A 24,079-nucleotide genomic window follows, 5' to 3' on the forward strand; every position below is an offset into this window, starting at 1 on the left:
GTATGAATGATTTAACAAAGCACAAAGTACAAAGCTAAAGCCTAGCCCGATCTGACGTGTTTTAGCATCAAGGATGGGATTTTTGCTTTAAGCTATTGAGCACTTCATACGCTGCCTTAATTCGCTCAGCGTTGGGAATTTTTTTATTCATTAACATCACCAAGCCAAAGTTCTCTTGTGGAATATAAATCACATAGGTCCCAAAACCATTGGTAGAGCCAGTTTTATGAAAGACTCTTGAACCAGTCTTCACGAGGGTTTTTTCAACGGGGTTAGATTGCATCACAACCCGATCAGAATTGCTTTCTAATAGTGTGTTTAATGTGGCTGGGTAGCTGAACGATTCCCAGCCAAGGGCTTGGGTCATACCACCCATTTTAAAGTAACCGGTATGTGTCGCTAGAATTGCAGGTTTAATCGCTGCTTTGGCTTGATCTGGATTTAAGTTTAAATTTAAAAAATGTAGCATGTCAGGTAGGCTAGATTTCACCCCATAGGCTTGCGCATCAAAAGCGCCAGCAGTGACCCGAAGCGGGTGATTATTTTGATCATAACCAAAAGCATAGTTGCCTTGTTGTGCTTTAGGAACTTGGACATAAGTATGTTGGAGTTCTAGTTTGGGGAAGATCACTTGTTCTAATAAAGCACTAAAAGGCATATTCATCGCTTTAGCGGTCGCTTCACCGAATAACCCTATGCTTGGATTAGAGTATTGTCGAAATTGACCAATCGGGTTTTTGACTTTCCAATCTTGAAAATATTTAAGTGTTTGCGCATCTGTTTTTATTTGATCAGGAAATTGCAATGGAAGATTACCACTGGTGTAGGTGGCCAATTCTAAGAGTGTGACTTGATTAATGTCTGAGTTCTTTAATGCGGGTATATATTTACCAGGATGGTCTTGAAGAGAAATTTTACCTAAATTTTGTGCATAAGTGCCTGCTGTTGCAGTAAATATCTTACTGACTGAGCCTAATTCAAAAAGGGTATTTTTATTTACGGCTTTCGCATTCGCAAGTGATTGTACGCCGTAGTATTTTTCATAACTTTTTCCGTTATACAAAATACCTATTGCCATACCGGGCACTGCATAAGTTTTCATTAATGGCTGAAATGCAGTATTCATTGCAGTTTCAACCTTTATAGACGTTGCAGGTATGTCGTTGGCGTTTACATAGCTCGTCAAGCTCATACTGCCAATGAGGACGCAAAATATCGTTTTTGTTTTATTTAAAACTACCATGCCCACTTTTTCCATCTATGCTACAAAAAGGGCGTATTTTAAAGTTGAAAGAAATTTTTTCCAAGATTACGGTTGTTGAGTATATGTATAGAACAAATACACTCGATGATTCAATAAAACAAAAAGCAAAAGTAGGCTAATTTATATAAGGATAATTGTACTGATTTATACGATTCTATTTTTATAAATACTTTTTATTTATTCTAAAAAAAATCCCTCAAGCCGAGTCAAGAGGGAAAGCTGCAAAGCTGTTTTAGTTATTTATTGTTGTTTTCACAGCACCATCAATGAAGAGATAAACCTTAAGCTGATTTTGCAGTAATTTGATCTTTTTGCGCTTCTTCAATTTGACGAACCAAAGGCAAGACCTTTTCACCGAAATATTCAACTTCTTCAATAAAATGTAAAAAGCCAGATAACACCAGATCTACCCCTACATTTTTGAGCTCAACAATACGTTCGGCAATTTGTTGTGGTGTACCAATCAGATTGGTTTTAAAGCCATCGTTATATTGCACCAAGTCTTCAAAGGTTGATTTTGCCCAGTTACCTTCACCTTCTTTAGATGCTGCGCCTGCTTCACGGGTTGCATCGCCAAAGGCATTGACCGCTTCAACATTGGCTTGGTCAATAATCTCTTGTAGCACTGCTTTAGCTTCTTCTTCAGTGTCACGAGCAATGATAAAAGCATTAACCCCGATTTTGACTGAGTGGTTATTTAGCTTGGCTTTTTCACGAATATCATCGATTTGTTTTTTGAGTTCCTCAGGTGTATTGCCATTGGTAAAGTACCAATCCGAAACACGCGAAGCCATGTCACGTGCAGCACGTGAACTTCCCCCTTGGAATACTTCAATATGGGGTTTCTGCAAAGGTTTTGGTTTTAAAGTGTAGTCTTTAAACTGATAATATTTACCATCAAAGCTATAGTTATCCGTTGTCCAAATACCTTTTAACGTACGAATAAACTCTTCTGAGCGAACATAGCGTTCATCATGTTCAGGCCATGGCTCACCAATAGCATCAAACTCGCCACGGAACCAACCACTTACCACGTTAATCGCAATACGCCCATTGGTCAGATAGTCAATGGTCGCCAACTGTTTTGCGGCTAAAACAGGTTTCCATGGTCCCGGAAGAATTGCTGCAATCACTTTTAATTTTTCAGTCTTGGCTAAAAGTGCATGACTAAAACTCACAGATTCATGTTGATTTTCAGCGCCATACCCTGCGGTAAAACGAATTTGGGTGAGGGCATATTCAAAACCACTTTTTTCGGCAGCTTGTGCCAAACGGACATTGTAGTCATAGCTCCAGTCTGTCCGTTGTTCAATATTACTGACCACTAAGCCGCCACTGACATTGGGAACCCAATAGGCAAATCGAATTGCTTGGCCATTATTCGATGAAAACTGTGACATATCATAACCCTCAATTTTTTATGATTTATTCATAACAAGGTTGCGCTTAAGCAACCTGTGATTGTGGTGTTTTGGATTTTGCATGTAGACGAGACTCTGCCGCATCCAAGTCTGGTATCGCCGCGGAAGGAAGCACATCATCTTGCTCAATCTGTTTGTTGATGCCTAAATTTTGATTGGCTTGCTCTGTTTTGGCTTTGACCACTTCTGCTCGCTGACCTTTTGCAGGTGCCCATTCTAAAATTGGCAATGCACGTGCGACAGCTAAAGTGATACGGTCTTGGATGTGTTCACTTTTAATGGTGTACTCAGGTGTGAAGTCACGATCTGTTGCATAGACACCAATAGGCAGCGTTTGCGCTTGAAAGAAGCTAAATAATGGACGTAACTGATGTTCTAGAACTAAAGCATGACGGTCACTACCACCCGATGCAGCAAGCAATACAGGAACATCGACTAGCGCTGTTTGTTCAACAAAATCAAAGAAATGTTTAAATAAACCAGTAAATGATGCACGATAAACAGGTGTTCCCACGATGAGCGCATCTGCTGCTTCTACGGCAGCTAAGTCATCTTGAACACGTTGTGGCAGTTGGTTGCGATAAATTGCGCCCCCTAACAAATGGCCTATTTCACTGAATTTAATAAAGTGAACATGAATCGGTGTTGCCTGACCCAGCTCATCTAAAATCGCTTGCACTAAACTTTCGGTTTTTGAAGGGTTATTTAATCCCCCTGAAACAGCAACAATATTTAATGGTTTTTGTTGAGTATAAATAGACATGTTGGCAACCTAATAAATTGAATCTCGGAATGCCATTCATTAATCTATATTTGACGAAGCGCTGTAAAATAATGAAAAACAGATTGGTTATCTGTTTTTAAGATAAACCGGAAAGACATGGAATAATGCACGATTTCGTCTTTTAAGTATTTGAAGTTAAATAATATTCTTAAAATGAATAAGTAATTCATTTTTAACTGTTTATTTTATATTTAAAAGTGATATTCAAATCTTAATTTCGATAAATGACCTAAAGATTGTAGGGAATTTTAATTAAAGCCGACAAATTATTCAAAAATTCGTTAATATTTACGTATCCTAAATAGCAATAGTGCGGTTAGAATGAAATAACTGCGCTAGAGATCTCTCGCTTCGCTTATGAATATTTTAATCGTTGATGATCATCCACTGTTTCGCCATGCGTTAATTCAGGCGGTTCGTTATAGTTTGCCACAGGCTCAAATTAGTGAAACTGCGGCTGTTAATGAATTTTATGAGCGTTTGGAAAATGGTCCAGAACCAGATCTCGTCTTGTTGGATTTAAATCTGCCAGGCGCATCGGGTTTCTCTGCATTGGTACATGTTCGTGCACAGTATCCTGCACTTCCTATTATTGTGGTTTCTGCTCACGAAGATGCGTCCATTATTCAACGTGCAATTGCACATGGCGCAATGGGCTATATTCCTAAATCTGCGCATCCAAGCCATATTGGGGAAGCAATTCGCCAAGTGCTGGATGGTGATATTTGGTTACCGCCAAACTTACCCGCAGCGAATATGAATTTTGATCCGCGTGCTGCAGATGAAACAGCTTTGGCTGAACGTATTCAATCGTTAACACCTCAACAGTTCCGTGTATTGATGATGGTTGCAGAAGGTTTATTGAATAAGCAAATTGCTTATGAACTTGATGTTTCGGAAGCGACCATTAAAGCGCATGTGACGGCAATTTTCCGTAAATTAGGTGTACAGAACCGTACTCAAGCGGTACTCGCAATCAATGCACTCAATATTGAAGAACGAAAAGTTTAAGATTCTTGCTGGTTAAATTTAACCTCAATATATTGAAAAATTACGAGAAGAGTGTATTAAAAATACGCTCTTTTTTATTTTCTGATTTCTGCATTTTCTCATATAATTTTATTCTAAATCAAATATTTAAGATTTATATCCGACTTGAATCATCAAGGTATAGTCTGCAATAAAACTTTAGCTTTTATCAAGAGTTAAAAATAGGCGTATACTGAACGGACATGAGGAATAATTATGTCTGAAGCACCTGAATCTACAGCTTATATTGAGTATGGCACTCGGCCTTTTATCGCAATTTTACTTTCATTGTTTTTAGCTGGCTTTGCTGTATTTTCATCGTTGTACTGTGTTCAGCCGATGATGCCGTTTTTGGCAAGTTTTTTTCATGTTACACCAACCCATAGTAGTTTCCCGCTTTCATTTTCCACCATCGCCTTAGCCTTAGGGCTTCTTTTTGCAGGAATGATTTCAGATCGTTATGGTCGTAAGCAGATCATGGCCATTTCTTTATTTTCCACAGCAAGCTTGTTATTGCTGAGTTCGTTTTTACCGTATTGGGAAATATTTCTTGCAACACGCATGATGATTGGCTTGGCTGTCAGTGGTGTCGCGTCTGTCGCAATGACCTATATCGGTGAAGAAATTGCACAAAAAGATGTTGGCTTTGCCATGGGACTGTATATTTCAGGGACAGCAATAGGGGGAATGGGCGGGCGTTTGATTGCAGGGGTATTGCTGGATTATATCTCTTGGCAAACTGCGACGATGATTATTGGTCTACTTAATTTATTGATCGCGATTACATTTTATATTGCCTTACCTGCCTCTAAACACTTTAAATCTTATCCCATTCAATTCACACGTTTTATCGAATCTTTTAAGAAAAATCTTTCTGACCCAAAGCTCAGATTATTGTTTGTAGAAGGTTTTATTCTGATGGGATGCTTTGTGACCGTGTTTAATTACATGAGTTATCATCTGTTAGAAAAACCTTTTGAACTGTCACAAACTTGGATTGGTTTGATTTCGATTGCCTATTTATCTGGCATTTATAGTTCACCTCGTGCAGCCAGTTGGAGCCGTCAATTTGGACGAGGTAAGGTACTGATTGTGATGTTCTCAAGCATGATTCTGGGGTTATGGATGATGCTGATTCCATCACTATGGGTGATCTTGATTGGTCTATTGATTTTCACGTTCTCATTTTTTGCCGCCCATTCCACATCAAGCAGTTGGGTATCGGTACAATCCTTACAATATCGTGCAGTCGGTTCTTCGCTTTATCTATTTTGTTATTATCTTGGTTCAAGTTTCTTGGGCAGCAGTAGTGGTTTAGTCTGGGAAAAATATGGATGGTTTGGCCTAACAGTTACGATGACTTGTGTACTTTGTATCGGGCTCTTGGTGGCTTTAAAACTCAATCAAACGCAGCATAAAGATTAGGCAAAAGTATGAGCGGCTGCATCTAAATAGCGTTAAATAAGCTTTTCTATTCAATTTCTCTGCGCTTTTAAACAATCCATCATGATAGGTCAATTTTCCTTTTATAACGTATGACGAATACATTTAACATCTTAAAAAGCTATCAATAACAGACTAAATAGAAGACCAAGAAGAAATGTTTACTTTTTAATCAAACAACATGAGTAAAATTCATGGTAAAATGATCAACTTTCATTTTAGATCTCTCCCGATCGCCAACTGCCAATCGAGAAACTCATCATGTCGACCGCTTATACTGCTCAGACAGCGCCTACTGCGTTGTTTGATTATGACAAATATTGGGCATCGTGCTTTGAACCAGCACCATTTTTGCCAATGTCACGCGAGGAGATGGATCAACTCGGTTGGGATAGTTGTGACTTTATTCTGGTATGTGGTGACGCTTATATCGATCATCCATCGTTCTGTTCAGGAATTATTGGCCGAACGCTTGAAGCACAGGGTTTCCGTGTCGGGATTATTGCACAACCAGATTGGACTTCTGCTGAAGCATTTAAAGTGTTAGGTAAACCGAATATTGCATGGGGTGTGACCGCGGGTAATATGGATTCTATGATCAACCGCTATACGGCTGACCGTAAAATCCGTTCTGATGATGCATATTCACCAGATAATCTACCCAATAAACGTCCTGACCGTGCTGCAACTGTATATTGTCAGCGTTGTCGTGAAGCATTTCCTGATGTACCCGTATTATTGGGCGGTATCGAAGCATCATTACGCCGTATTGCACATTATGATTACTGGTCAGACAAAGTTCGTCGTTCAGTGCTGATGGATTCCAAAGCAGACTTATTGATGTATGGCAATGGTGAACGGTCTGTTGTTGAAGTTATGCATCGTCTTGCCAAAGGCGAAAAAATTCATGAAATCACCGATGTTCGTGGTACTGCATTTATCGTCAATAAAATTAATCGTGTTTCTAAAGCCAAGTTTGTTGAAATTGCATCGAATGATGTCGATGCGATTGGTCGTGTTGATCCAATCATCAATCCTTATGTAATGACTGAAGATTTAGATGGTTGTGAAATTGAACAAGGCAAAGGAAATTCTTTAACCCAATATCAAAATTTCCAAAAAGAATTGGTGGCAAATCCTGTTGTTCGTGAAGGTGATCAACTGGATGAGAATACCCAGATTGTACGTTTATTGCCGACATCCAAAGCGATTAAACATAAATTACCACCACGTGAATTGGCTGTGATTCGTTTGCCTGCTTTTGAAGAAGTGGCAACTGATCCTGTACTTTATGCACATACCAACCGCATCTTGCATCTTGAAACCAATCCCGGGAATGCTCGTGCATTGGTACAAAAGCATGGTGAACGTGATGTATGGTTAAATGCACCACCGATTCCATTGACCACCGAAGAAATGGATTATGTGTTTGACTTGCCTTATGCGCGTTTACCACATCCAGCTTATGGTGAAGCGCGTTTCCCTGCATTTGATATGATCAAATTCTCTGTAAATATCATGCGTGGTTGTTTTGGTGGTTGTACATTCTGTTCGATTACCGAACATGAAGGTCGTATTATTCAAAACCGTTCAGAAGAATCAATTTTACGTGAAGTTGAAAAAATTCGTGATACAGCCCCAGGTTTTACAGGCATCATTTCAGATTTAGGTGGCCCAACTGCAAACATGTATCGCTTGCAGTGTAAAGATCCTGAGATTGAAAAGAACTGTCGTAAACCTTCTTGTGTGTATCCAGGTGTATGTCAAAATTTACATACTGACCATGCGCCACTTACTCAACTTTATCGCAAAGCACGTTCATTAAAAGGCATCAAAAAGATTCTGATTGGTTCAGGCTTACGTTATGACCTTGCGGTATTGAACCCTGAATATGTCAAAGAACTGGTTCAACACCATGTTGGCGGTTATTTAAAAATTGCTCCAGAGCATACCGAGAAAGGTCCATTGTCGAAGATGATGAAACCGGGAATCGGAACCTATGATCGCTTTAAACAGATGTTTGATCGTTTTAGTAAGGAAGCGGGTAAAGAACAGTATTTAATCCCGTACTTTATCGCTGCGCATCCGGGAACAACGGATTATGACATGATGAATCTTGCGATCTGGCTTAAGAAAAATGGCTTCCGTGCCGATCAGGTGCAAACCTTTTATCCATCACCAATGGCGACAGCGACCACGATGTATCACACGGGGAAAAACCCGTTGGCCAAAGTGGCTCGTTATACCGAAAGTGTGGATATTGTCAAAGGTGAAAAGCGTCGTCGTTTACACAAAGCCTTCTTGCGTTACCACGATCCAAACAACTGGCCATTACTACGTGATGCATTACGTGAAATGGGCCGAATAGATTTGATTGGTAATTCTAAGCATCATCTGATTCCAACTTATCAACCGCAAGGAACAGAAGGACAATACCAATCTGCGCGTAAGAAAAACTCGACTGTAGACGGTGATTCGCAAAAGCGTACTGGGGATAGCCGTAATTCACAGGCAAAAACGCAATCGCGTCCTTCCAATACCAAAAAGCGTCCTGAACGTGGTCAAATATTGACGCAACATACAGGTTTACCGCCGCGTGAAACGGGTGATAAAAAACCATTTGCTGGAAATAGCAAAACAAAGTCTAAGTCAAAAAGTAGAGCTTAGTTGCTGTTTGAGAAAGTAATAAGAAAGGATGCCTAAGCATCCTTTCTTAAATTAGCAATTGAATAATAAAAATACGCAACTGTGGATAACTCTCTGTAAACTGTTGAAAACTTTAGTGTACTAAAAACACACAATTCTCGAATATCCTTGTCCTACAATAGTACGCAAGATTCATTAAATTCAGTTGTATTCGCATTCAATACACGCTATATATGAGGTGCAATTCAATTCATTTGGTTGAAATACCAAGTGAATAAAACAAATAATAGTTCAATAAATAAGTTAAAAATGTGATTTATTTGATTATTTTGAAAAAGCAAATATGAGAATGCGTCTGGCATATTACAAAATTGAACTGATTAAAAATAGTATCTTTGATACACAAGAACTGGTCGTAGACCAAATTATAATAAAGAATTAGGAAATGAAAAATGGACATGATAATCGTTGCGAGTCTGATATTACTTGCTGTCGTGATTGGTGCTGCTTATAAAGGATTGAAAAATAAGCAACAAGCAGATAGTGCTTTACGAAGAAGAGCAGTATTTAACTCACATGAACAAATTACGTTTACGCGTTTAAAAGAAATTTTACCTGAAGCCAATATCTTGGCTCATGTATCTTTTGATGCCTTGTTAACGACAAAATATTTACATACACGTCGTAAGTATCAGCAAATGTTTGCAAATTTTGTTGTGCTGGACAAAGATTATAAAGTTTTAGCTGTGATTGCTTTAGATGATACCAATGCGATTAAGCGTTCGAATCAAAATACCTATGAAGATGCTTTGTTACAGTCGGCAGGTTATCGCGTGATTCGTTATATGGGAATTCCAGAATATCAGGATTTGCGAGAAGATTTTTTAACAGAATTTTCAGAAATGAACCATTCGCAAATGTTGGAGGAACATGTACTGGGGAAGTTTGATCTGTACTCAAATCGCGCATATAGCTAATCAAAAAAATGCATGTTTAAACATGCATTTTTTACGCTTTCCAAAAATTAAATAACGAGTTTATTCTGGTTTGACCGCAACAACCGTCATTTCAACTAAAACATCAGGTCGATAAAGCTTTGCTTCTACACAAGTTCTCGGCAGAGCTTGCATATCTGAACACCATGTATCCCAGATTTCGTTCATTCCTGCATAATCATTTTCAATATCTTTTAAAAAAATCATCACAGACATAATATGCTTTTTATCTGTGCCCGCATCTGCAAGAAAACGATCAATGATATCTAAGGTTTGTTGAGTTTGCCCTTTGATATCCAAACTTAAATCCGTAGCCAATTGACCCGCCAAGTGAACTAAATTTCCCGAAATTGCGATTTCAGAAAAGCGTTTTTCTACGTGCAAACGTTGTACAGTCATGATCATTCTCAAAGTTTGTTTATGTTTTAAATTTTACGTCATGATTTACAATCTGCAAATCAACTTTGTTGCTTGTTGGTGAATCTATCTATACGAATGAGAATTTTATACTTAAAAATAATCAAACAGTTATATTCTGGGCAAATAATGAAATTGCCTAAATTTAAAAATTGAATTTGCGCACCACGTAACTGATTTAAACAAAATGCAATTGAACATTGCAGAGGACAAAGTTGTTGCAACTGCTTAAAGTTTTGTTGCTCCTGTAGTATGGAAATATTCATTGAAATACCTATTATTTAGAATCTATTTTAAAGCCAGTGAATCGCTTTGAGCTATTCACTGTGCCGTTATCAAGCTTGCGGAGGTGTATAGGATTTGAGTTTTTGTTCAGGCTTATTGTTGATTTGATACCAGTCGATATGCCGTGTAATAAACATCACCACAGCAAGTAAAACAAATGAAATGATAGAGCCAATTAGGAAGGTTTTGCCTGAAGATTGCAACAGCATATACATCACGGCATAAAGTGAACTCAGGATGATGCTAAATAGGCCAGCGGCTTTAAAACCTTTCATCACATAGTATAAGTACCAGCTCATGAGCCCGACACAGGCAATTCCAGCAACGAAATAAGCCCATGCAAAGGCATAGTATTCACTGATCGAAAGCAGTAAAACAAAGAACACCACTTGAGCCATCGCCACCAAAGAATATTGAATGGGGTGAATCCGTAAGCTTTTAAGCACTTCAAAGAGAAAGAAACAAGCAAAGGTGATGATGATAATCACGATACCGTATTTAATCGCACGATCTGTTTGTGTATAGACATTGACTGATTCTAGGAATTCTGTTGATAAACCAATACTTTGACTAGGTTCACCCATATAAGCTGGCTCTTGGGTAAAATAGCCATTACTAAACTGGCGAATACACTCATTGTTGTCGCAATCAATCAATTTACTGATGTTTTGATGACCTAGAGCAATATTTTTCCATTGTGCGGTGAATTGTTGTGGTGTACTGGTTTTTGCAAAAGGTAAGTTTTGTCCTGAATATTTGGTATCCGCCCAATTGCCTTTGGCCTGATAAGTGACGCTACGACTGGTTGGGATCAGGGTGAATTTCCCCAGACCCGTAATATTGGCGGTTAAATCAAAAGTAAAACCATTTTGAATGGCATTGATTAATTCAGGATATTTTTTTGCAGAAATATAAATAAAATCAAAACCAGAACTGTTACTCCCTTGAGCACTCATTTCAAAGGCATAAGTTTTATTGAGCATGTTTAAGCTCGGTTGTGTATCTAAGCCACGAGGATCATGTACAGGGAAGATAATTTCAGCTCGGTCCCATTGGTAATCTTTCTTTTCAAGTGTTGGTTTTTGGAATACCCCTTTGGCCATGAGATTGGCGGTATAGCTAATTGCTCGATAGATGGTACGTTTATAAGTGTTGTCCGAAACATTAAAGTTGGATGACCATTGTGTGCTGTCAGCACTGATATATAGCCATTGTTCCTCAGTACACAAATAGGCCACCTTTTTTTCATCGAGGCAGTTTTTTTGCTCATTGTAGGGCACACGGATATACGGTGAAATCACGGTTTGAGGACTAATATTGTTTTGTGCAATTTCTTTCAGAAATGCCCGTTGATAATCTTGTCGTTCTGAGACCAGACTGGTAATAAAGAGTAAGCCTATCCAAAATAAGGCAACTAAAATTGCGATTGCAATAATTTTGAATGTAATAAAGTTGGAGCGCATCGCTGTTTTCCTTCGCCGTTGTTTTTTGTCAGTGTTGAGTGTGCGAAACAGCAATGTGCTTTGTTTGAGGTGTATCGGTTTTTTATATGAATTTTAAGTGAAGTTTGGCCGTGCTAAGGCAATTGAATTTTTACCAATACACCTTTTTGGTGGGGTTGTAAGATGGTGATTTCATTTCCTTGAATATTGCCAATGTGAATCTGTCCATGGTGTTGTTCAATGACCTGTTTAACAATGCTCAGTCCAATACCAGAACTGCGTTGCTGGCTAATCGGACGAGGCAAGGAAAAATAAGTATCAAACACTTGCGTAAGTGCATAATCTGGAATCCATTCGCCCTCATTAAAAACCTGTAATTCTACTTGTTGGTGTGTTTGACGATGAAGCCGAATCAGGATTTTTGCTGAATCTGCAGAAAAATCTAGGGCATTATCTAAAATATTGGCAAGGGTTTGTTGAATCCAAAATCGATCTGCACCAACCATACAATTGGCTTCAATATCCAGTAAACACTGGATTTTTTTGGCCTGAATTTGACTGGCATGTTGGTCTAAAGTTTGTTGAATCAGTTCAGATAAATTGAAATTTTGCATTTCAATTTGATGTTTAGATTTTTCCAGACGGGTCAATAAGAGCATCCGATCAATCAGGCTACGTAAGCGCTGGCTTTGTTCATGAATATGCGTGGCAAATTGTTGTTGATCATTTAATGGTAAATCTTCTTTGAGTAGTTCTGCGCTGGCTTGAATTGCGGTAAGTGGGCTTTTGAGTTCATGGGTCAGTGTATTGACATAGTGTTCTACATAAGCACGATCTTCGAGTTTTTCTCGCATATTTTCAACGGCTTGAGCAACTTGATTGAGTTCTTTTGCTGAACGAAAATAGGGCGTTTGATTGACAGGGGCAAGTGCCTGCGCGTATTTACGCACACGGTCAATACTGTGTTTTAGCCAATAGGCCACCAAACTGGCAAGAAACAGACTGAGTAATGTAATCCAAGCGGCTTGTCGGATCAGCTGATTTTCAGCGCGCTGAATATAAGGCTGTACTGAAATATTGGGCTTTCCAATGCTGACAACGCCAATCAATTGCTGTTGTTGACCAACTTGATAATAGATTGGCGCTGCAATAAACATGGTGCTGCTATTGCTGTCCTTTTCATAACTGCGTGTAGAGCGAACCCCGTATTTTCCCTTTAAGGTTAGGTAAACATCATTCCATCGTGAGTAATCTTGTCCTGTGGCGATACCTTGTGAGTCATAAATGACGATACCTTTGTTGTCGGTAATATAGATTTGTTGATTGATCTCATTTTTATTATGTTTCCAGATCGTGGCATTGAGTTTTCGATTCAGTGCTTTTTGAATTTTTTCATCAAACTGAACGGTACTGACTTTATTTTCATAGACATCTTCAGCCACTAACATCGCGATAATATTAGCATTTTCCGCAAGAGTATCTTCTACGACCTGTCGTACATTGGGCTTTACTTGTTGATTGAAGGTATAAGACATAAACCATAAACCCAGCAAGATGATCAATCCAAAGAAGAACCAAATACGAATAAAAATGGACATGGTTTAGCCTTGCCTTTTTAAACTATAGCCAAAACCTCGATGGGTTTCGATTGGGTCTTGCTCAGGAGAGATCTGCTTAAGTTTATTGCGAATACTTTTGATATGGGTATCGACAGTTCTTTCTAAACTATGTTCAGGGTGTTCCCATACATGATCCATCAATTGTTGACGGCTAAACACCTGTTCAGGGCGTTGAATCAATAATTTAAGTAAGCGATATTCATAGCGAGTCAGCTGAAGTATTGTGCCTAAGTAATGGATTTGTAAAGCCTCATCATTGCATTGCCAAACTTTAGCTGGCGTTGTAGAAAGCTGTGTATTTGGCTGTGAAATGTGCTGTAACTGATTCTGTATCTCCATTCTGCGCCAAATGGCTTTAATCCGAGACACAATTTCACGCGAACTAAATGGCTTGGTACAGTAGTCATCTGCGCCAATTTCTAAGCCCACAATACGATCTATTTCATCATCTCGTGCGGTTAAAAATAGCAAGGGTGTATGATTAAAGAGACGAATTTTTTTACAGACATCAAAACCATTTAAATCAGGTAGTCCGACATCTAAAATAATAAAATCAAAGGGTTTCTGTTGAATAAAATCAATGGCTTGCAGGCCTGAATTGGCCCAAGTCACTTGCCAGTCTTCTCGTTCAAGTGCGTAACGTAACGGCATAAGAATAGCAGCATCATCTTCTACACATAAAATCTGTTTTTTATTATTCATTGCATTTAAAAACTCATAATCTCAATAGGAGTGTACTCAAATTGAAATACTTAGGCGAATGAATTTTCAGTGAAGTTTAGATGAACTGTTTTATTGTTTGAAATTGGCTGAATGCCTATTGGTGTGGGCTTTTACCCATGTGAATTTCTGAGCGTCCTGTAATCTTCGGATTTGATCGTCACGCCAATCACAGGACAGCAAATCAAAAGTATTGGTGACTTTTGATATCTCGGCAACGACATGGGTAATGTATTGCGGAAAATAGATTACTCTAATTTTGATCAATTTGGGTAAATTTTTATCGAATTATATTTCTTTTGAGTAAAAATTATGCAATTTGCCCACATATCTAAATAAGGTTAAAAAACGATTTTAAAGAATAAAACAGGATGCCAAAGCATCCTGTTTTAACGATTGATTGATCAGGCCATACCTGAAAATTGCATCAGCGTTTAACCACAATAGAGTCAATACCGCTATGTTGTAAGGTTTGTTGGGCAATCACTGCTGCATTTTGTGATTCATAAGGGCCTGAAATCACACGATACCAAGTTTTTCCAGCTTCTGTGCTTTGAACCACATCGGCAGATAAACCATTTAAGATAATTTCAGCACGACGTGCATCGGCAGCATCAGGATCATCATAACTACGAACTTGTAAAATATATTCGGGTTGAACAGGTGTTGTACGTTCAGCATTTACACCAACATCAACATTTTCAGACTGAGCAGGTGCTTCAACAATTACAGGTTGTTGTTGATTTCTGCTTTCAGGAACAGCTTGTTCAGGAATAGGGGTAACCTGTTGTTGAGGTAACAGATCATAAAAACGATAGTCTTTGTTGGTATCTTCTTGATAATGCTCAGACGTGATTTCGTTTTTGGGTTGGACGGGCGCCCACGGTTTCCAGAGCATCAGTGCGACACCAAAACTTAACACGATTAAAATGACGACAAGCATCCCTAACCATTTAGGAATCAATGGTTGTTTAGGTTTGGTTGGCCTTTCTGAAACACCGCGTTGCGTTTTTCCAAACACGTGGAACCCTCTTATTATGTATTGCTTAGATCGTGTTCAAGCATAGTTTTGCTTGAACACGATGTAAAGTAATGATTTATTACACACTTCAATGCTTACTTTGAGCCAGACCTTGGTCTTGGGAACATGTAAAGCAATTCTTGACTTACATACTTTCAGGTGCAGATACACCCAATAATTCAAGACCATTATGTAAGACTTGTTTGATATTTGCTGAAAGCAATAAACGGGCTTGAGTCAATTCCGCATCATCACCCAATACTTTATTCTCGTTGTACCAACCATGGAATAAAGCAGCAAGTTCTTTCAAATAATTACCAACTTGATGTGGTTCATAATTATTTGCAGCGCGAATAAGCACTTCAGGATAAGCCGCGAGTTTCGCTAAAATTTCAGTTTCAGCATCAAGTTCTAATTTTGCAGCAAATTGACGTGCATTTTCAGTATCAAATTGAATATTTGTTGTTGCTGCTTTTTCTAACATACGACAAATACGAGCATGTGCATATTGAATATAATACACGGCATTGTCTTTGCTTTGAGATACCGCTAAATCTAAATCAAAATCAATGTGCTGTTCAGATTTACGCATCACATAATAAAAACGAGCTGCATCATTGCCGACTTCTTTACGAAGATCGCGTAATGTCACGAATTGACCTGAACGAGATGACATTTGTACCATCTCACCACCACGCCATAAGCTGACGAACTGTACTAAAAGTACCGTCAATTTAGATGAGTCATAGCCCATCGCATCAATTGCAGCTTTAACACGTGCAATATAGCCATGGTGGTCTGAACCCCAGATATCAACAAGGTCAGTAAAGCCACGTTGTAATTTATTTAAATGATAGGCAATATCAGAGGCAAAGTACGTGGTTTGTCCATTACGACGTTTGACTACACGGTCTTTTTCATCGCCAAATTCAGTTGATTTAAACCAAATGTTGCCATCTTTTTCATAAAGAAAACCACGTTGGTCTAATGTTTGTAAGGCTTCATCAATTTTTTCAGCCAAAGATGCTTCACTAAACCAGTGATTAAACGTTACGCCAAACTCACCAAGGTCATCTTTAATGTCATCTAAAATGGCATGTAAAGCTGCTTGATGGAATACACGATAACCTTCACCCACTAAAGCTTGTGAGTTGTGAATTAAGCCATCAATGTGCTTTTCTTTATCGCCTGAAATAACCACTTTATTGCCATCGGCATCAAGCTCTTCAGCATATTGCACATCTTCTGGAACATCTTTGTAAACATCAGCCACACTACGTACATAAGCATCAGCATGTTTGTCGATGATACCTTGGGCGATTTCTTTAACGTAATCACCTTGATAAGCATTTTTAGGAAAAACTAAAGTTTGGCCGCTTAATTCTAAATAACGTAAATAAGTTGATGTGGCGAGGATGTCCATTTGACGGCCAGCATCATTGACATAATATTCACGTTCAACTTTGGCACCTGTTGCTTCAAGTAAGTTTGCAACAGTCATACCATATGCAGCACCACGACCATGACCTACATGCAGGCTAGAGGTTGGGTTTGCAGAAACGAATTCAACCTGAATTTTCTTGGCTGCATTTGCTTGGGTTTTACCAAATTGTTCTTTTTGTGCTTGGATCTGATCCAACACAGTAAAGCGTTGATCGGCATTTAAAAAGAAGTTGATAAAACCAGGACCCGCAATTTCAGCTTTGGCAATATCAACCACTTCGGGTAAATTTGCCAAAATTTTCTCTGCAAGATCACGTGGTTTCATACCAGCAACTTTAGCGCCCATCATGGCAATGTTTGATGCGAAATCACCGTGGCTTCGGTCTTTAGTTCGCGTTAAAACACTCGTGTTTTTCCAGTCAGATGGAAGAGTCCCTTCAGCTTGTAGGGATTGCACTGCATGATCAAGAGCTGCTTGTATGGCCGTATTCATAATCTATAGAGAAATAAATGTCGCAGAAAAACGCTAAATATAGCAAATTTTGCGCCTTTTAGGTGAATGCATTTGTATAGAATAAAACTTATTCGATAAGAAAAATGTCGGTATGCTCAATTTCACTGTGTATTGGCGTTTAGATTTCAAATGGACTTGACGGATTACACTGCTTTAATCACAGGATAAAAAATATGTTTGTGAGTTTTTTAGATCAAATCGATCATGAGATTTTAGAAAAAGAACAAGTTATACAGTTGTTTGCGAAGATTCAGGCCACAGACTTGGAATATTCAAATTCAGGTTATCTTGCGCTAGATATGCCAAAACAAGGTCAGATCATTTTATTGTTTTGGTGGGTAGATACGACTCACTTGATTTTGCGTTACGATAAAAATATCCCTACTGTCCAACAAGGTGAGTCGTGGTTGTCTTGCAATGAAGATCTGAACTTAACGTTATTTGATGTTGGTGATGACACATGGCTCCCTTTAAATTCAATTATTTCACTCGATGATGCAATCAATGTGATATCTGAGCTCTATGATCAGCCTTTAAATTTGCCCAATCAAATCAAATGGCAAAATGTGGCCGATGTTATGTGGAAGGATTAATTGTTTCAGGTCCATTAAAAGAATAAAATGTGTCCTGTTGGTAAATTTAGAGCGATATATGTCAAATACTCCTCCCACAATTATTGGCAATATCCCAAAACTCCCTGCAAAATTTGCAGCATGGATTATGCCGTTGTTCTTATCTTGTTTAATGAGTGGCATGGTGTCATTGATTAATATGTTGATCAATGTGGGTTTGATTAACGGATTTTGGACCAAATGGCTTGCTGCATGGATGGTATCATGGGCTGTGGCATATCCTGTGGTTCTGATTGTTTTACCCTTAGTACGACGTTTAACCGCCGTATTTGTGGATATGCCTAAATAATGGATCTACTCTTTACATGTGACAGGCTTGCTAAGCAATTCAGCATGGCCATTTGTAAAGGTATAAAGTTTGGAATTGTTAAAGATTTTAATCACTTTGGCTTTGCTCAGTGCCGTTTTAAATGTCGGCATTTTTTTCGCATTGACTAAGTCAAATGGATTGCCATAGTTGTTATTGTCGATTAAGAATTGAACTTGACCCGTTTGCGCATCATGTGCTTTAAGCAGCTCTTTGCCATCTTTATCTTCAATTGTAAAACCAGACTTCTGCGAAGGAATCTTACAATTCAAACGCAAATATAGGACGTTTCCATCACTGGATTTGTTTTGTAAGGTGTAAATACCTTGAAGATCATTTTCAATATAGACCCATTGTCCAGTGGGCATATTGATCTTCATTTGTTCTAGTTTTTCAAGGGTGGCTTTACTGACATCAACCACGCCTTGTTGATCAACTTCTGGAACTTTGGTTTCGCCTAAGCCCACCATATTTTTGACTTTTTCAGTGGTTTTAGAAACACCAGAAGATACTTTTTTTGCAGTTTGGCAGCCAGTACATGCAATGACTGTGCTAAGAAGGAGTAGAGAGATCTTTGTGTTCATTGTTATTGGTTTAGCTTCATCGTATTTTAAACAAAATAAATCTAAACCGAAAAAAAATCAATGATTGGTCAAAATTGCGTACAAATATGCAGTTTTAATGGCGGGATCATGGCTCATTATTTTAGGGGAAAATATTAAATTGCTTAAAAAAGAGAATTTGATCCGCAAAACTGAGAATAATTTATCATTCTGTAAAATACTTTGAATATCATTATCACGTATCTAAATACCCATTTAGTCAAAAATAGGCTTAAGCTTGTATCAGACCAAAGTCGTAGCTTAGCAAAAGATAGAAGCAGGCAGTCTGCTTCAATGAGAATGGAAATGCCAACGGAAACCCTGAAAAAATATCCTCTATATATTCATTATGCAGGTAATGCCTTATTAGAGCTGCCTTTATTAAATAAAGGTTCAGCCTTCACAGAAGAAGAACGAACTCAATTTAACTTACACGGTTTAATTCCTCATGTGATCGAAAGTATCGAGGAACAAAGTCAACGTTCATACCAACAGTTCTGTTCTTTCAGTGAAGCGATCAATAAGCATATTTATTTACGAAATATTCAAGACACCAATGAAACGCTGTTTTACCACCTGATTGAAAACCACTTAAGTGAGATGATGCCGATTATCTATACACCGACAGTGGGTGAAGCATGTCAGCGTTTCTCCGATATTTATCGCCGTCATCGTGGAGTATTTCTTTCCTATCCTGACCGTAAATACATTGATGAAATCATTCACAACGTAAACCGTAAAAACGTCAAAGTGATTGTAATCACAGATGGTGAGCGTATTCTTGGTTTAGGCGACCAAGGTATTGGCGGCATGGGTATTCCAATTGGAAAACTGTCTCTTTACACCGCATGTGGTGGTATTAGTCCAGCCTATACATTGCCGATTACCATAGATGTGGGAACCAATAATCAACAATTATTGAATGACCCGATTTATATGGGATGGTCGCAACCTCGTGTCAGTGGGGATGAATACTATGAATTTGTCGATGAAGTGATTGCAGCGGTTAAACGTCGTTGGCCAAAAGCATTGATTCAATTCGAAGATTTTGCACAAAAAAATGCCATGCCTTTACTTGAAAAATACCGTGATAAGATTTGTTGTTTTAATGACGATATTCAAGGGACAGCGGCAGTCTGCGTTGGTACTTTAATTGCTGCGAGTAGAGCCGCAGGTAAACAGCTCAAAGACCAGAAAATTACTTTCTTAGGGGCTGGTTCAGCAGGTTGTGGTATTGCAGAACAAATTATTGCACAGATGGTTGCTGAAGGCCTGACGGATGCTGAAGCGCGTGCCAAAGTATTTATGGTGGATCGTTTTGGCTTAATCACTGAAAATCAGCCAAACTTATTAGATTTCCAACGTAAACTTGCGCAGAAACCTGAAGATGTTGCACATTGGGGCAATGCTGAGGAAATCATTTCACTGCTTGATGTTGTGAAAAATGCCAAACCAACCGTATTGATTGGGGTATCCGGTCAACCGGGTTTATTTACAGAAGAAATCATTAAAACGATGGCTGAAAACTGTGAATATCCGATTGTATTGCCTTTATCCAACCCAACTTCAAGAGTTGAAGCCGTGCCAGCTGATATTATTCAATGGACTGATGGTAAAGCATTGATTGCGACAGGTAGCCCATTTACCCCTGTGAATTATCATGGTGAAACCTATCAGATTTCACAGTGCAATAACTCTTATATTTTCCCTGGTATTGGTTTGGGTGTGGTAGCAGTTCAAGCAACCCGTGTTACGGACAATATGCTGATGGCTTCAAGTTCAGCTTTGGCAGATTGTTCACCGAAGTTGCAAGATATCCACGCAGATTTATTGCCTGATTTAAATGAATTGCAGCAAGTGTCTAAAATTATCGCATTTAAAGTTGCTAAAGCCGCTATTCAAGATGGTGTAGCGCCGATGATCAGTGATGAGCAATTGCTAGAAAGTATTGAACAGAACTTCTGGAAACCAGAATATCGTGATTATAAACGTGTTCCGTTCTAGAGTTTTTTGGATGTTGTAAAAAAGGGGCTATACGCCCTTTTTTATTAACCTTAAAATAACCTTAAGTAATCATGTTATTTATTTAGTTATTTGTAGTTTTTTTATAAAAAGTAATTTAGGTCTGTTTATATTTTTTGAACATTAGTTATAATACTATTATACAAAATTTAACATTTAAAAATAAAATGCTTAGAAATATTAATACTTTACTTGAAAGTTTTGGCTTGGGACTACAAACACGAGCGATCCACGTTCAATTCTCAAATCAAGCCTTAAACAGCAGTGTATTCTTGCAATGCATTCAGGGGCAACAACAGATCAACCAAGGCTTAAAGGCAGAATTACTCTGCCTTTCAACCAATGCGCATATTGCTTTAAAACAATTTATCGGGTGTCAGGTTGCAGTTGATCAAGTCACCGATTTTGGTGAACTGTACCGAACCACTGGAATTGTAACAGGGGCAAGCCAAGGGCAGAGTGATGGGGCGTTAAGCGTTTATAAATTAACGCTTGAAGATGCAACCAGTCTTTGGCATAAGCGTCGTAATAGCCGTGTTTTTATGAACAAAAGTGTTCTGGAAATATCAGAAATCTTATTTAAAGAGTGGCAAGCGAAAAGTGCCTTATTTTCTGCCAGTTTAAGTCTGGACAGTAGTGGTTTAAAAAAACAATACGATATCCGTCCTTTTGTAATGCAAGCCAATGAAACGGATTATGAGTTTTTAACTCGCTTGTGGCGCAGTGAAGGTATTAACTGGTTAGTTGATGAATCTGTACGAATTGTGCCTATTTCGGCAACGCAGATTCAGGCACAAAAATTACGTCTCATTGATGACAATACGCAATATGAGGCAATGCCTAGACGAAGTATTCGTTTCCATCGCAGTCATGCAACAGAACGCTTTGACACGATCACCAGCCTCATTGCCCAGCGCTCAATTCAATCAACAGCAATACAAGTACAACGTTGGCAAGCGGATAGCCTTTTACAAGATCAGGGCGATAGCCAGTTAAGTAATCACCAACATAGTGATCAACAAGACAATGAAACTTTAAGCTTAGAGCAGGCTTGGACAATTAGCCCAGCTTGGACCAGTGATCTCAATGGCGAAGATCAAACCACAGTTTCCAGTTCAGCTCAAGTTGATAAATTAAATACCCAACTAACACAATACCAAGAATTACAGTCCAAATATTTTACTGCAACCAGTTCAGTGCGTGATGCGCAAGTTGGCTATTGGTTTGAATTAAGAGAACACCCTGAAATTGATCAACATGATGGTTCGGATCGTGAGTTCTTAATCTTAGGTAAGACTTTTTACAATCAAAATAACTTACCTAAAGAGTTACAAGATCAGTTATCCAAGCTGCTTAATTTAAATTATTGGAACCATTTAATTAAAGACCAGCGTCAAGCCAATGAGTTGTCCTTGGTACGCCGTAGAATCCCGATCGTTCCTGAGTATAACCCTTTAGCACATAGACCTTCTGCATTTCCACAACGTGCCAAAGTGGTTGGCCCGCAAGGCGAAACGATTTATGTCGATCAATGGGGGCGGATCAAAGTTCGTTTCCTCTTCACCCGTACCGATGACAATAGTCATGATGGTGGTGCAGGCTCGAATGACAATGATACAGACTCAGCTTGGGTTGATGTATTGACCTCTTGGGCGGGAGAAGGTTATGGCACAAGATTCCACCCACGAATTGGTGAAATCGTAGTGATTGATTTCTTTGATGGCAATGTCGACCGTCCATTTGTGATGGGACGTTTACATGAAGCAGAACGTCATCAAACCATGTTTGATATCAAAGGCCAGTTGCCTGATACCAAAAAATTAAGCGGTATTCGCTCATCGGAAGTAGGTGGATCAGGTTTTAACCAACTCCGCTTTGATGATACAACAGGCCAAATCAGCACGCAGCTACAAAGTAGTCATGCAGCAACACAACTTAACCTTGGGAACTTAAGCCATCCGAAAGATAAGGAAACCAGCAATGGGCGTGGTGAAGGTTTTGAGTTAAGAACCGATGCTTATGGTGCCATGCGTGCAGGCAAAGGCATGCTTATCACGACGTATGCCCAAGAAAATGCGATTGCAGACCACTTAGAAGCAGCACAAGCGCAGTCCTTGTTAAATCAAGGTGCAGAAAGTATGAAAGTGCTGAGTGAAATAGCAGTCAAACAACAAACAGATGCCTTGAATGTTGTCAATCGTTTACCGAAACTGATTAACTCTTTAGAACTAAAAGGTGCAAATCAGGCTTTACAGGCAACCGTGGGTTTATTTAAAAATGCTGTGGGGAATGATCCAATTTCAGCACTGAAAAACAGTGGTGATTTTATCGAGGACATCCAGAAATTTGGTAAAGATACCAAGAATATTGTAGATGAATTTAAAGACTTTTTTAATGATTCCAAAGAGTCGATTGAGAACTTAAAGAGTTTTATCGAAAATATTGAAGAACATGGTTCAGATGTTTTAAAAGGTAAATTAACCAGTTTAAAAGACAAATTTGATTCAGAACCATTAAGCGCTTTAAAAGACGTGGGTAAGGTAATTGCCAATGTTGAAATTAAGGATTTTGATTTAACCAGTGTTTGTGGAACTTTTAATAAAGGCAGTAAATTGGATGTGAATCCGATGCAGGCTTTAGGCTCTTTACAGGGCTTTATGGAGAGTTATACAAAAGACTTAGAAAATAGTGGTGATAGTGCCAAACAAGAGCAAGGTAAGATCTTTCGTCAGGCATTGATGTTACTGGCTTCACCCAATGGGATTGCACTGACAACCCCAGAAGATATTGTCTTACAAGCTTCACAAGATATTGCTGAAAGTGCGCAAGGCTCAATTAATTTAAGTGCACAGAAGAATATTGTCGGTCATGCACAAGATAAGATCAGCTTGTTTGCAGCACAGAAAGGTTTAAGTGCTTTTGCTGCAAAGGGTCCGATCAAAGTTCAGGCGCAGGATGACTTGATTGAAATCATTGCGAAGAAAGTGATTAAACTGATCGCGACTGAAGATAAGATTGAGCTGACCAGTTCTAAAGAAATTGACTTAAAAGCAGGTGGTACTCAGCTGGTTATCAATGGTAGTGGTGTCTTTATTAAAACTGGTGGAAAGTTTGAAGTGAAGTCGGGGCAACAGTTGTTTACCAGTGGTGAGAAGGTGTCTTCGGATATACCTGAATTGCCGAAGGTTGGTCCATCTGCAATTAAATTTTTATTTACTTCAATATTTGGAGAGGCAATTCCTGAAGCTAAAGTTATAGTGTTTGATGACTTAGAAAAACAGACACTATGGGAAGGATTAACTGATGGAAGTGGTTTAACAGCCTTATTAGAAAGCGACGATGCTAAGAAATATTCTGCATATTTAGGTTTTGATCAATGGTCTAGCTCTTTTTATGATGATGAAATCGATGATGAGAGTAGTAACGATATGATTTTAGAACCGGGCGACCATGGTTCACAACTTGATTAAATT

Annotated in this window: 19 protein-coding genes; 8 read left to right on the top strand and 11 right to left on the bottom strand. The window is 38.7% G+C overall.

The genetic code is table 11. The features are described from left to right. Positions 1–67: 67 nt before the first annotated feature. The 3 genes from ampC to msuE form a co-directional block, all read right to left on the bottom strand. Positions 68–1,243 carry a class C beta-lactamase gene (gene ampC / locus PYV58_RS00585; RefSeq protein ID WP_034614985.1) on the bottom strand — a complete coding sequence of 392 codons (1,176 nt, stop codon included), beginning with the start codon at positions 1,241–1,243 and terminating at the stop codon, positions 68–70. 302 nt (positions 1,244–1,545) lie between these two features. Further along, positions 1,546–2,664: a dimethylsulfone monooxygenase SfnG gene (sfnG, locus tag PYV58_RS00590; protein ID WP_034614949.1), complete on the bottom strand. Its 1,119-nt coding sequence runs from the start codon at positions 2,662–2,664 to the stop codon at positions 1,546–1,548. A gap of 46 nt (positions 2,665–2,710) precedes the next feature. Beyond that, on the bottom strand, positions 2,711–3,448 hold the full coding sequence (gene msuE, locus PYV58_RS00595) for an FMN reductase (RefSeq protein WP_004723461.1): 738 nt from the start codon (positions 3,446–3,448) through the stop codon (positions 2,711–2,713). 378 nt (positions 3,449–3,826) lie between these two features. Between msuE and PYV58_RS00600 the strand changes: the two genes are divergently transcribed. From PYV58_RS00600 to PYV58_RS00615, 4 genes are all read left to right on the top strand, one after another. Continuing rightward, complete coding sequence (locus PYV58_RS00600; RefSeq protein ID WP_004823671.1) at positions 3,827–4,480, top strand: response regulator transcription factor; 654 nt, start codon at positions 3,827–3,829, stop codon at positions 4,478–4,480. Positions 4,481–4,714: 234 nt separating this feature from the next. Continuing rightward, positions 4,715–5,923, top strand: coding sequence for an MFS transporter (locus PYV58_RS00605; RefSeq protein ID WP_034614943.1), 1,209 nt, complete (start codon positions 4,715–4,717; stop codon positions 5,921–5,923). 279 nt (positions 5,924–6,202) lie between these two features. Beyond that, positions 6,203–8,608 carry a YgiQ family radical SAM protein gene (locus PYV58_RS00610; RefSeq protein ID WP_034614941.1) on the top strand — a complete coding sequence of 802 codons (2,406 nt, stop codon included), beginning with the start codon at positions 6,203–6,205 and terminating at the stop codon, positions 8,606–8,608. A gap of 431 nt (positions 8,609–9,039) precedes the next feature. Beyond that, on the top strand, positions 9,040–9,564 hold the full coding sequence (locus PYV58_RS00615; protein WP_004823674.1) for a DUF2726 domain-containing protein: 525 nt from the start codon (positions 9,040–9,042) through the stop codon (positions 9,562–9,564). 60 nt (positions 9,565–9,624) lie between these two features. Here PYV58_RS00615 and PYV58_RS00620 read toward each other — a convergent pair whose 3' ends face one another. The 7 genes from PYV58_RS00620 to argS form a co-directional block, all read right to left on the bottom strand. Next, positions 9,625–9,981 (bottom strand): RidA family protein, encoded by a 357-nt coding sequence (locus PYV58_RS00620; RefSeq protein WP_004823675.1) that lies wholly within the window; start codon positions 9,979–9,981, stop codon positions 9,625–9,627. Between the two features lie 59 nt (positions 9,982–10,040). Then, positions 10,041–10,265, bottom strand: coding sequence for a hypothetical protein (locus tag PYV58_RS00625; protein WP_004823676.1), 225 nt, complete (start codon positions 10,263–10,265; stop codon positions 10,041–10,043). Positions 10,266–10,334: 69 nt separating this feature from the next. Continuing rightward, the gene (creD, locus tag PYV58_RS00630; RefSeq protein ID WP_275059686.1) at positions 10,335–11,747 is read right to left on the bottom strand and encodes a cell envelope integrity protein CreD; all 1,413 of its coding nucleotides are present in this window, start codon (positions 11,745–11,747) and stop codon (positions 10,335–10,337) included. Positions 11,748–11,860: 113 nt separating this feature from the next. Next, positions 11,861–13,324: a two-component system sensor histidine kinase CreC gene (creC, locus tag PYV58_RS00635; protein ID WP_004823678.1), complete on the bottom strand. Its 1,464-nt coding sequence runs from the start codon at positions 13,322–13,324 to the stop codon at positions 11,861–11,863. 3 nt (positions 13,325–13,327) lie between these two features. Beyond that, entirely contained in the window at positions 13,328–14,047 is a 720-nt protein-coding gene (gene creB / locus PYV58_RS00640) for a two-component system response regulator CreB (protein ID WP_034614935.1), read from the bottom strand. 445 nt (positions 14,048–14,492) lie between these two features. Continuing rightward, positions 14,493–15,086, bottom strand: a complete 594-nt coding sequence (locus PYV58_RS00645; protein ID WP_034614933.1) for an SPOR domain-containing protein — start codon at positions 15,084–15,086, stop codon at positions 14,493–14,495. A 145-nt stretch (positions 15,087–15,231) separates the two neighbouring features. Then, a complete protein-coding gene (argS, locus tag PYV58_RS00650) occupies positions 15,232–17,022 on the bottom strand; it encodes an arginine--tRNA ligase (protein WP_004823680.1) in 1,791 nt (596 codons plus the stop codon). Between the two features lie 194 nt (positions 17,023–17,216). On the opposite strand from argS, the gene PYV58_RS00655 reads away from it, so the two are divergent. Then, positions 17,217–17,636: a hypothetical protein gene (locus PYV58_RS00655; RefSeq protein ID WP_034614930.1), complete on the top strand. Its 420-nt coding sequence runs from the start codon at positions 17,217–17,219 to the stop codon at positions 17,634–17,636. A gap of 58 nt (positions 17,637–17,694) precedes the next feature. Further along, positions 17,695–17,964 (top strand): DUF2798 domain-containing protein, encoded by a 270-nt coding sequence (locus tag PYV58_RS00660; protein ID WP_004823682.1) that lies wholly within the window; start codon positions 17,695–17,697, stop codon positions 17,962–17,964. Positions 17,965–17,969: 5 nt separating this feature from the next. Here the strand turns inward: PYV58_RS00660 and PYV58_RS00665 are convergent, their stop codons facing one another. Continuing rightward, positions 17,970–18,566 (bottom strand): hypothetical protein, encoded by a 597-nt coding sequence (locus tag PYV58_RS00665; protein ID WP_034614927.1) that lies wholly within the window; start codon positions 18,564–18,566, stop codon positions 17,970–17,972. Positions 18,567–18,890: 324 nt separating this feature from the next. Between PYV58_RS00665 and PYV58_RS00670 the strand changes: the two genes are divergently transcribed. Further along, entirely contained in the window at positions 18,891–20,588 is a 1,698-nt protein-coding gene (locus tag PYV58_RS00670) for an NAD-dependent malic enzyme (protein WP_034614981.1), read from the top strand. A 185-nt stretch (positions 20,589–20,773) separates the two neighbouring features. Continuing rightward, entirely contained in the window at positions 20,774–24,076 is a 3,303-nt protein-coding gene (locus tag PYV58_RS00675; RefSeq protein WP_034614978.1) for a type VI secretion system Vgr family protein, read from the top strand. Positions 24,077–24,079: the final 3 nt, after the last annotated feature.

Source organism: Acinetobacter sp. TAC-1 (assembly GCF_029025845.1).
Lineage (GTDB): Bacteria > Pseudomonadota > Gammaproteobacteria > Pseudomonadales > Moraxellaceae > Acinetobacter > Acinetobacter guillouiae.

What these genes read in the sequence shown, in the direction of transcription:
- PYV58_RS00675 (WP_034614978.1), top strand. Translation starts at nt 20,774, where the DNA reads ATGCTTAGAAATATTAATACTTTACTTGAAAGTTTTGGCTTGGGACTA.
- PYV58_RS00600 (WP_004823671.1), top strand. Translation starts at nt 3,827, where the DNA reads ATGAATATTTTAATCGTTGATGATCATCCACTGTTTCGCCATGCGTTA.
- PYV58_RS00665 (WP_034614927.1), bottom strand. Translation starts at nt 18,566, where the DNA reads ATGAACACAAAGATCTCTCTACTCCTTCTTAGCACAGTCATTGCATGT.
- creC (WP_004823678.1), bottom strand. Translation starts at nt 13,324, where the DNA reads ATGTCCATTTTTATTCGTATTTGGTTCTTCTTTGGATTGATCATCTTG.
- PYV58_RS00625 (WP_004823676.1), bottom strand. Translation starts at nt 10,265, where the DNA reads ATGAATATTTCCATACTACAGGAGCAACAAAACTTTAAGCAGTTGCAA.
- PYV58_RS00660 (WP_004823682.1), top strand. Translation starts at nt 17,695, where the DNA reads ATGTCAAATACTCCTCCCACAATTATTGGCAATATCCCAAAACTCCCT.
- PYV58_RS00620 (WP_004823675.1), bottom strand. Translation starts at nt 9,981, where the DNA reads ATGACTGTACAACGTTTGCACGTAGAAAAACGCTTTTCTGAAATCGCA.
- msuE (WP_004723461.1), bottom strand. Translation starts at nt 3,448, where the DNA reads ATGTCTATTTATACTCAACAAAAACCATTAAATATTGTTGCTGTTTCA.
- creB (WP_034614935.1), bottom strand. Translation starts at nt 14,047, where the DNA reads ATGAATAATAAAAAACAGATTTTATGTGTAGAAGATGATGCTGCTATT.
- argS (WP_004823680.1), bottom strand. Translation starts at nt 17,022, where the DNA reads ATGAATACGGCCATACAAGCAGCTCTTGATCATGCAGTGCAATCCCTA.
- PYV58_RS00610 (WP_034614941.1), top strand. Translation starts at nt 6,203, where the DNA reads ATGTCGACCGCTTATACTGCTCAGACAGCGCCTACTGCGTTGTTTGAT.
- ampC (WP_034614985.1), bottom strand. Translation starts at nt 1,243, where the DNA reads ATGGTAGTTTTAAATAAAACAAAAACGATATTTTGCGTCCTCATTGGC.
- PYV58_RS00655 (WP_034614930.1), top strand. Translation starts at nt 17,217, where the DNA reads ATGTTTGTGAGTTTTTTAGATCAAATCGATCATGAGATTTTAGAAAAA.
- PYV58_RS00605 (WP_034614943.1), top strand. Translation starts at nt 4,715, where the DNA reads ATGTCTGAAGCACCTGAATCTACAGCTTATATTGAGTATGGCACTCGG.
- sfnG (WP_034614949.1), bottom strand. Translation starts at nt 2,664, where the DNA reads ATGTCACAGTTTTCATCGAATAATGGCCAAGCAATTCGATTTGCCTAT.
- creD (WP_275059686.1), bottom strand. Translation starts at nt 11,747, where the DNA reads ATGCGCTCCAACTTTATTACATTCAAAATTATTGCAATCGCAATTTTA.
- PYV58_RS00615 (WP_004823674.1), top strand. Translation starts at nt 9,040, where the DNA reads ATGGACATGATAATCGTTGCGAGTCTGATATTACTTGCTGTCGTGATT.
- PYV58_RS00670 (WP_034614981.1), top strand. Translation starts at nt 18,891, where the DNA reads ATGCCAACGGAAACCCTGAAAAAATATCCTCTATATATTCATTATGCA.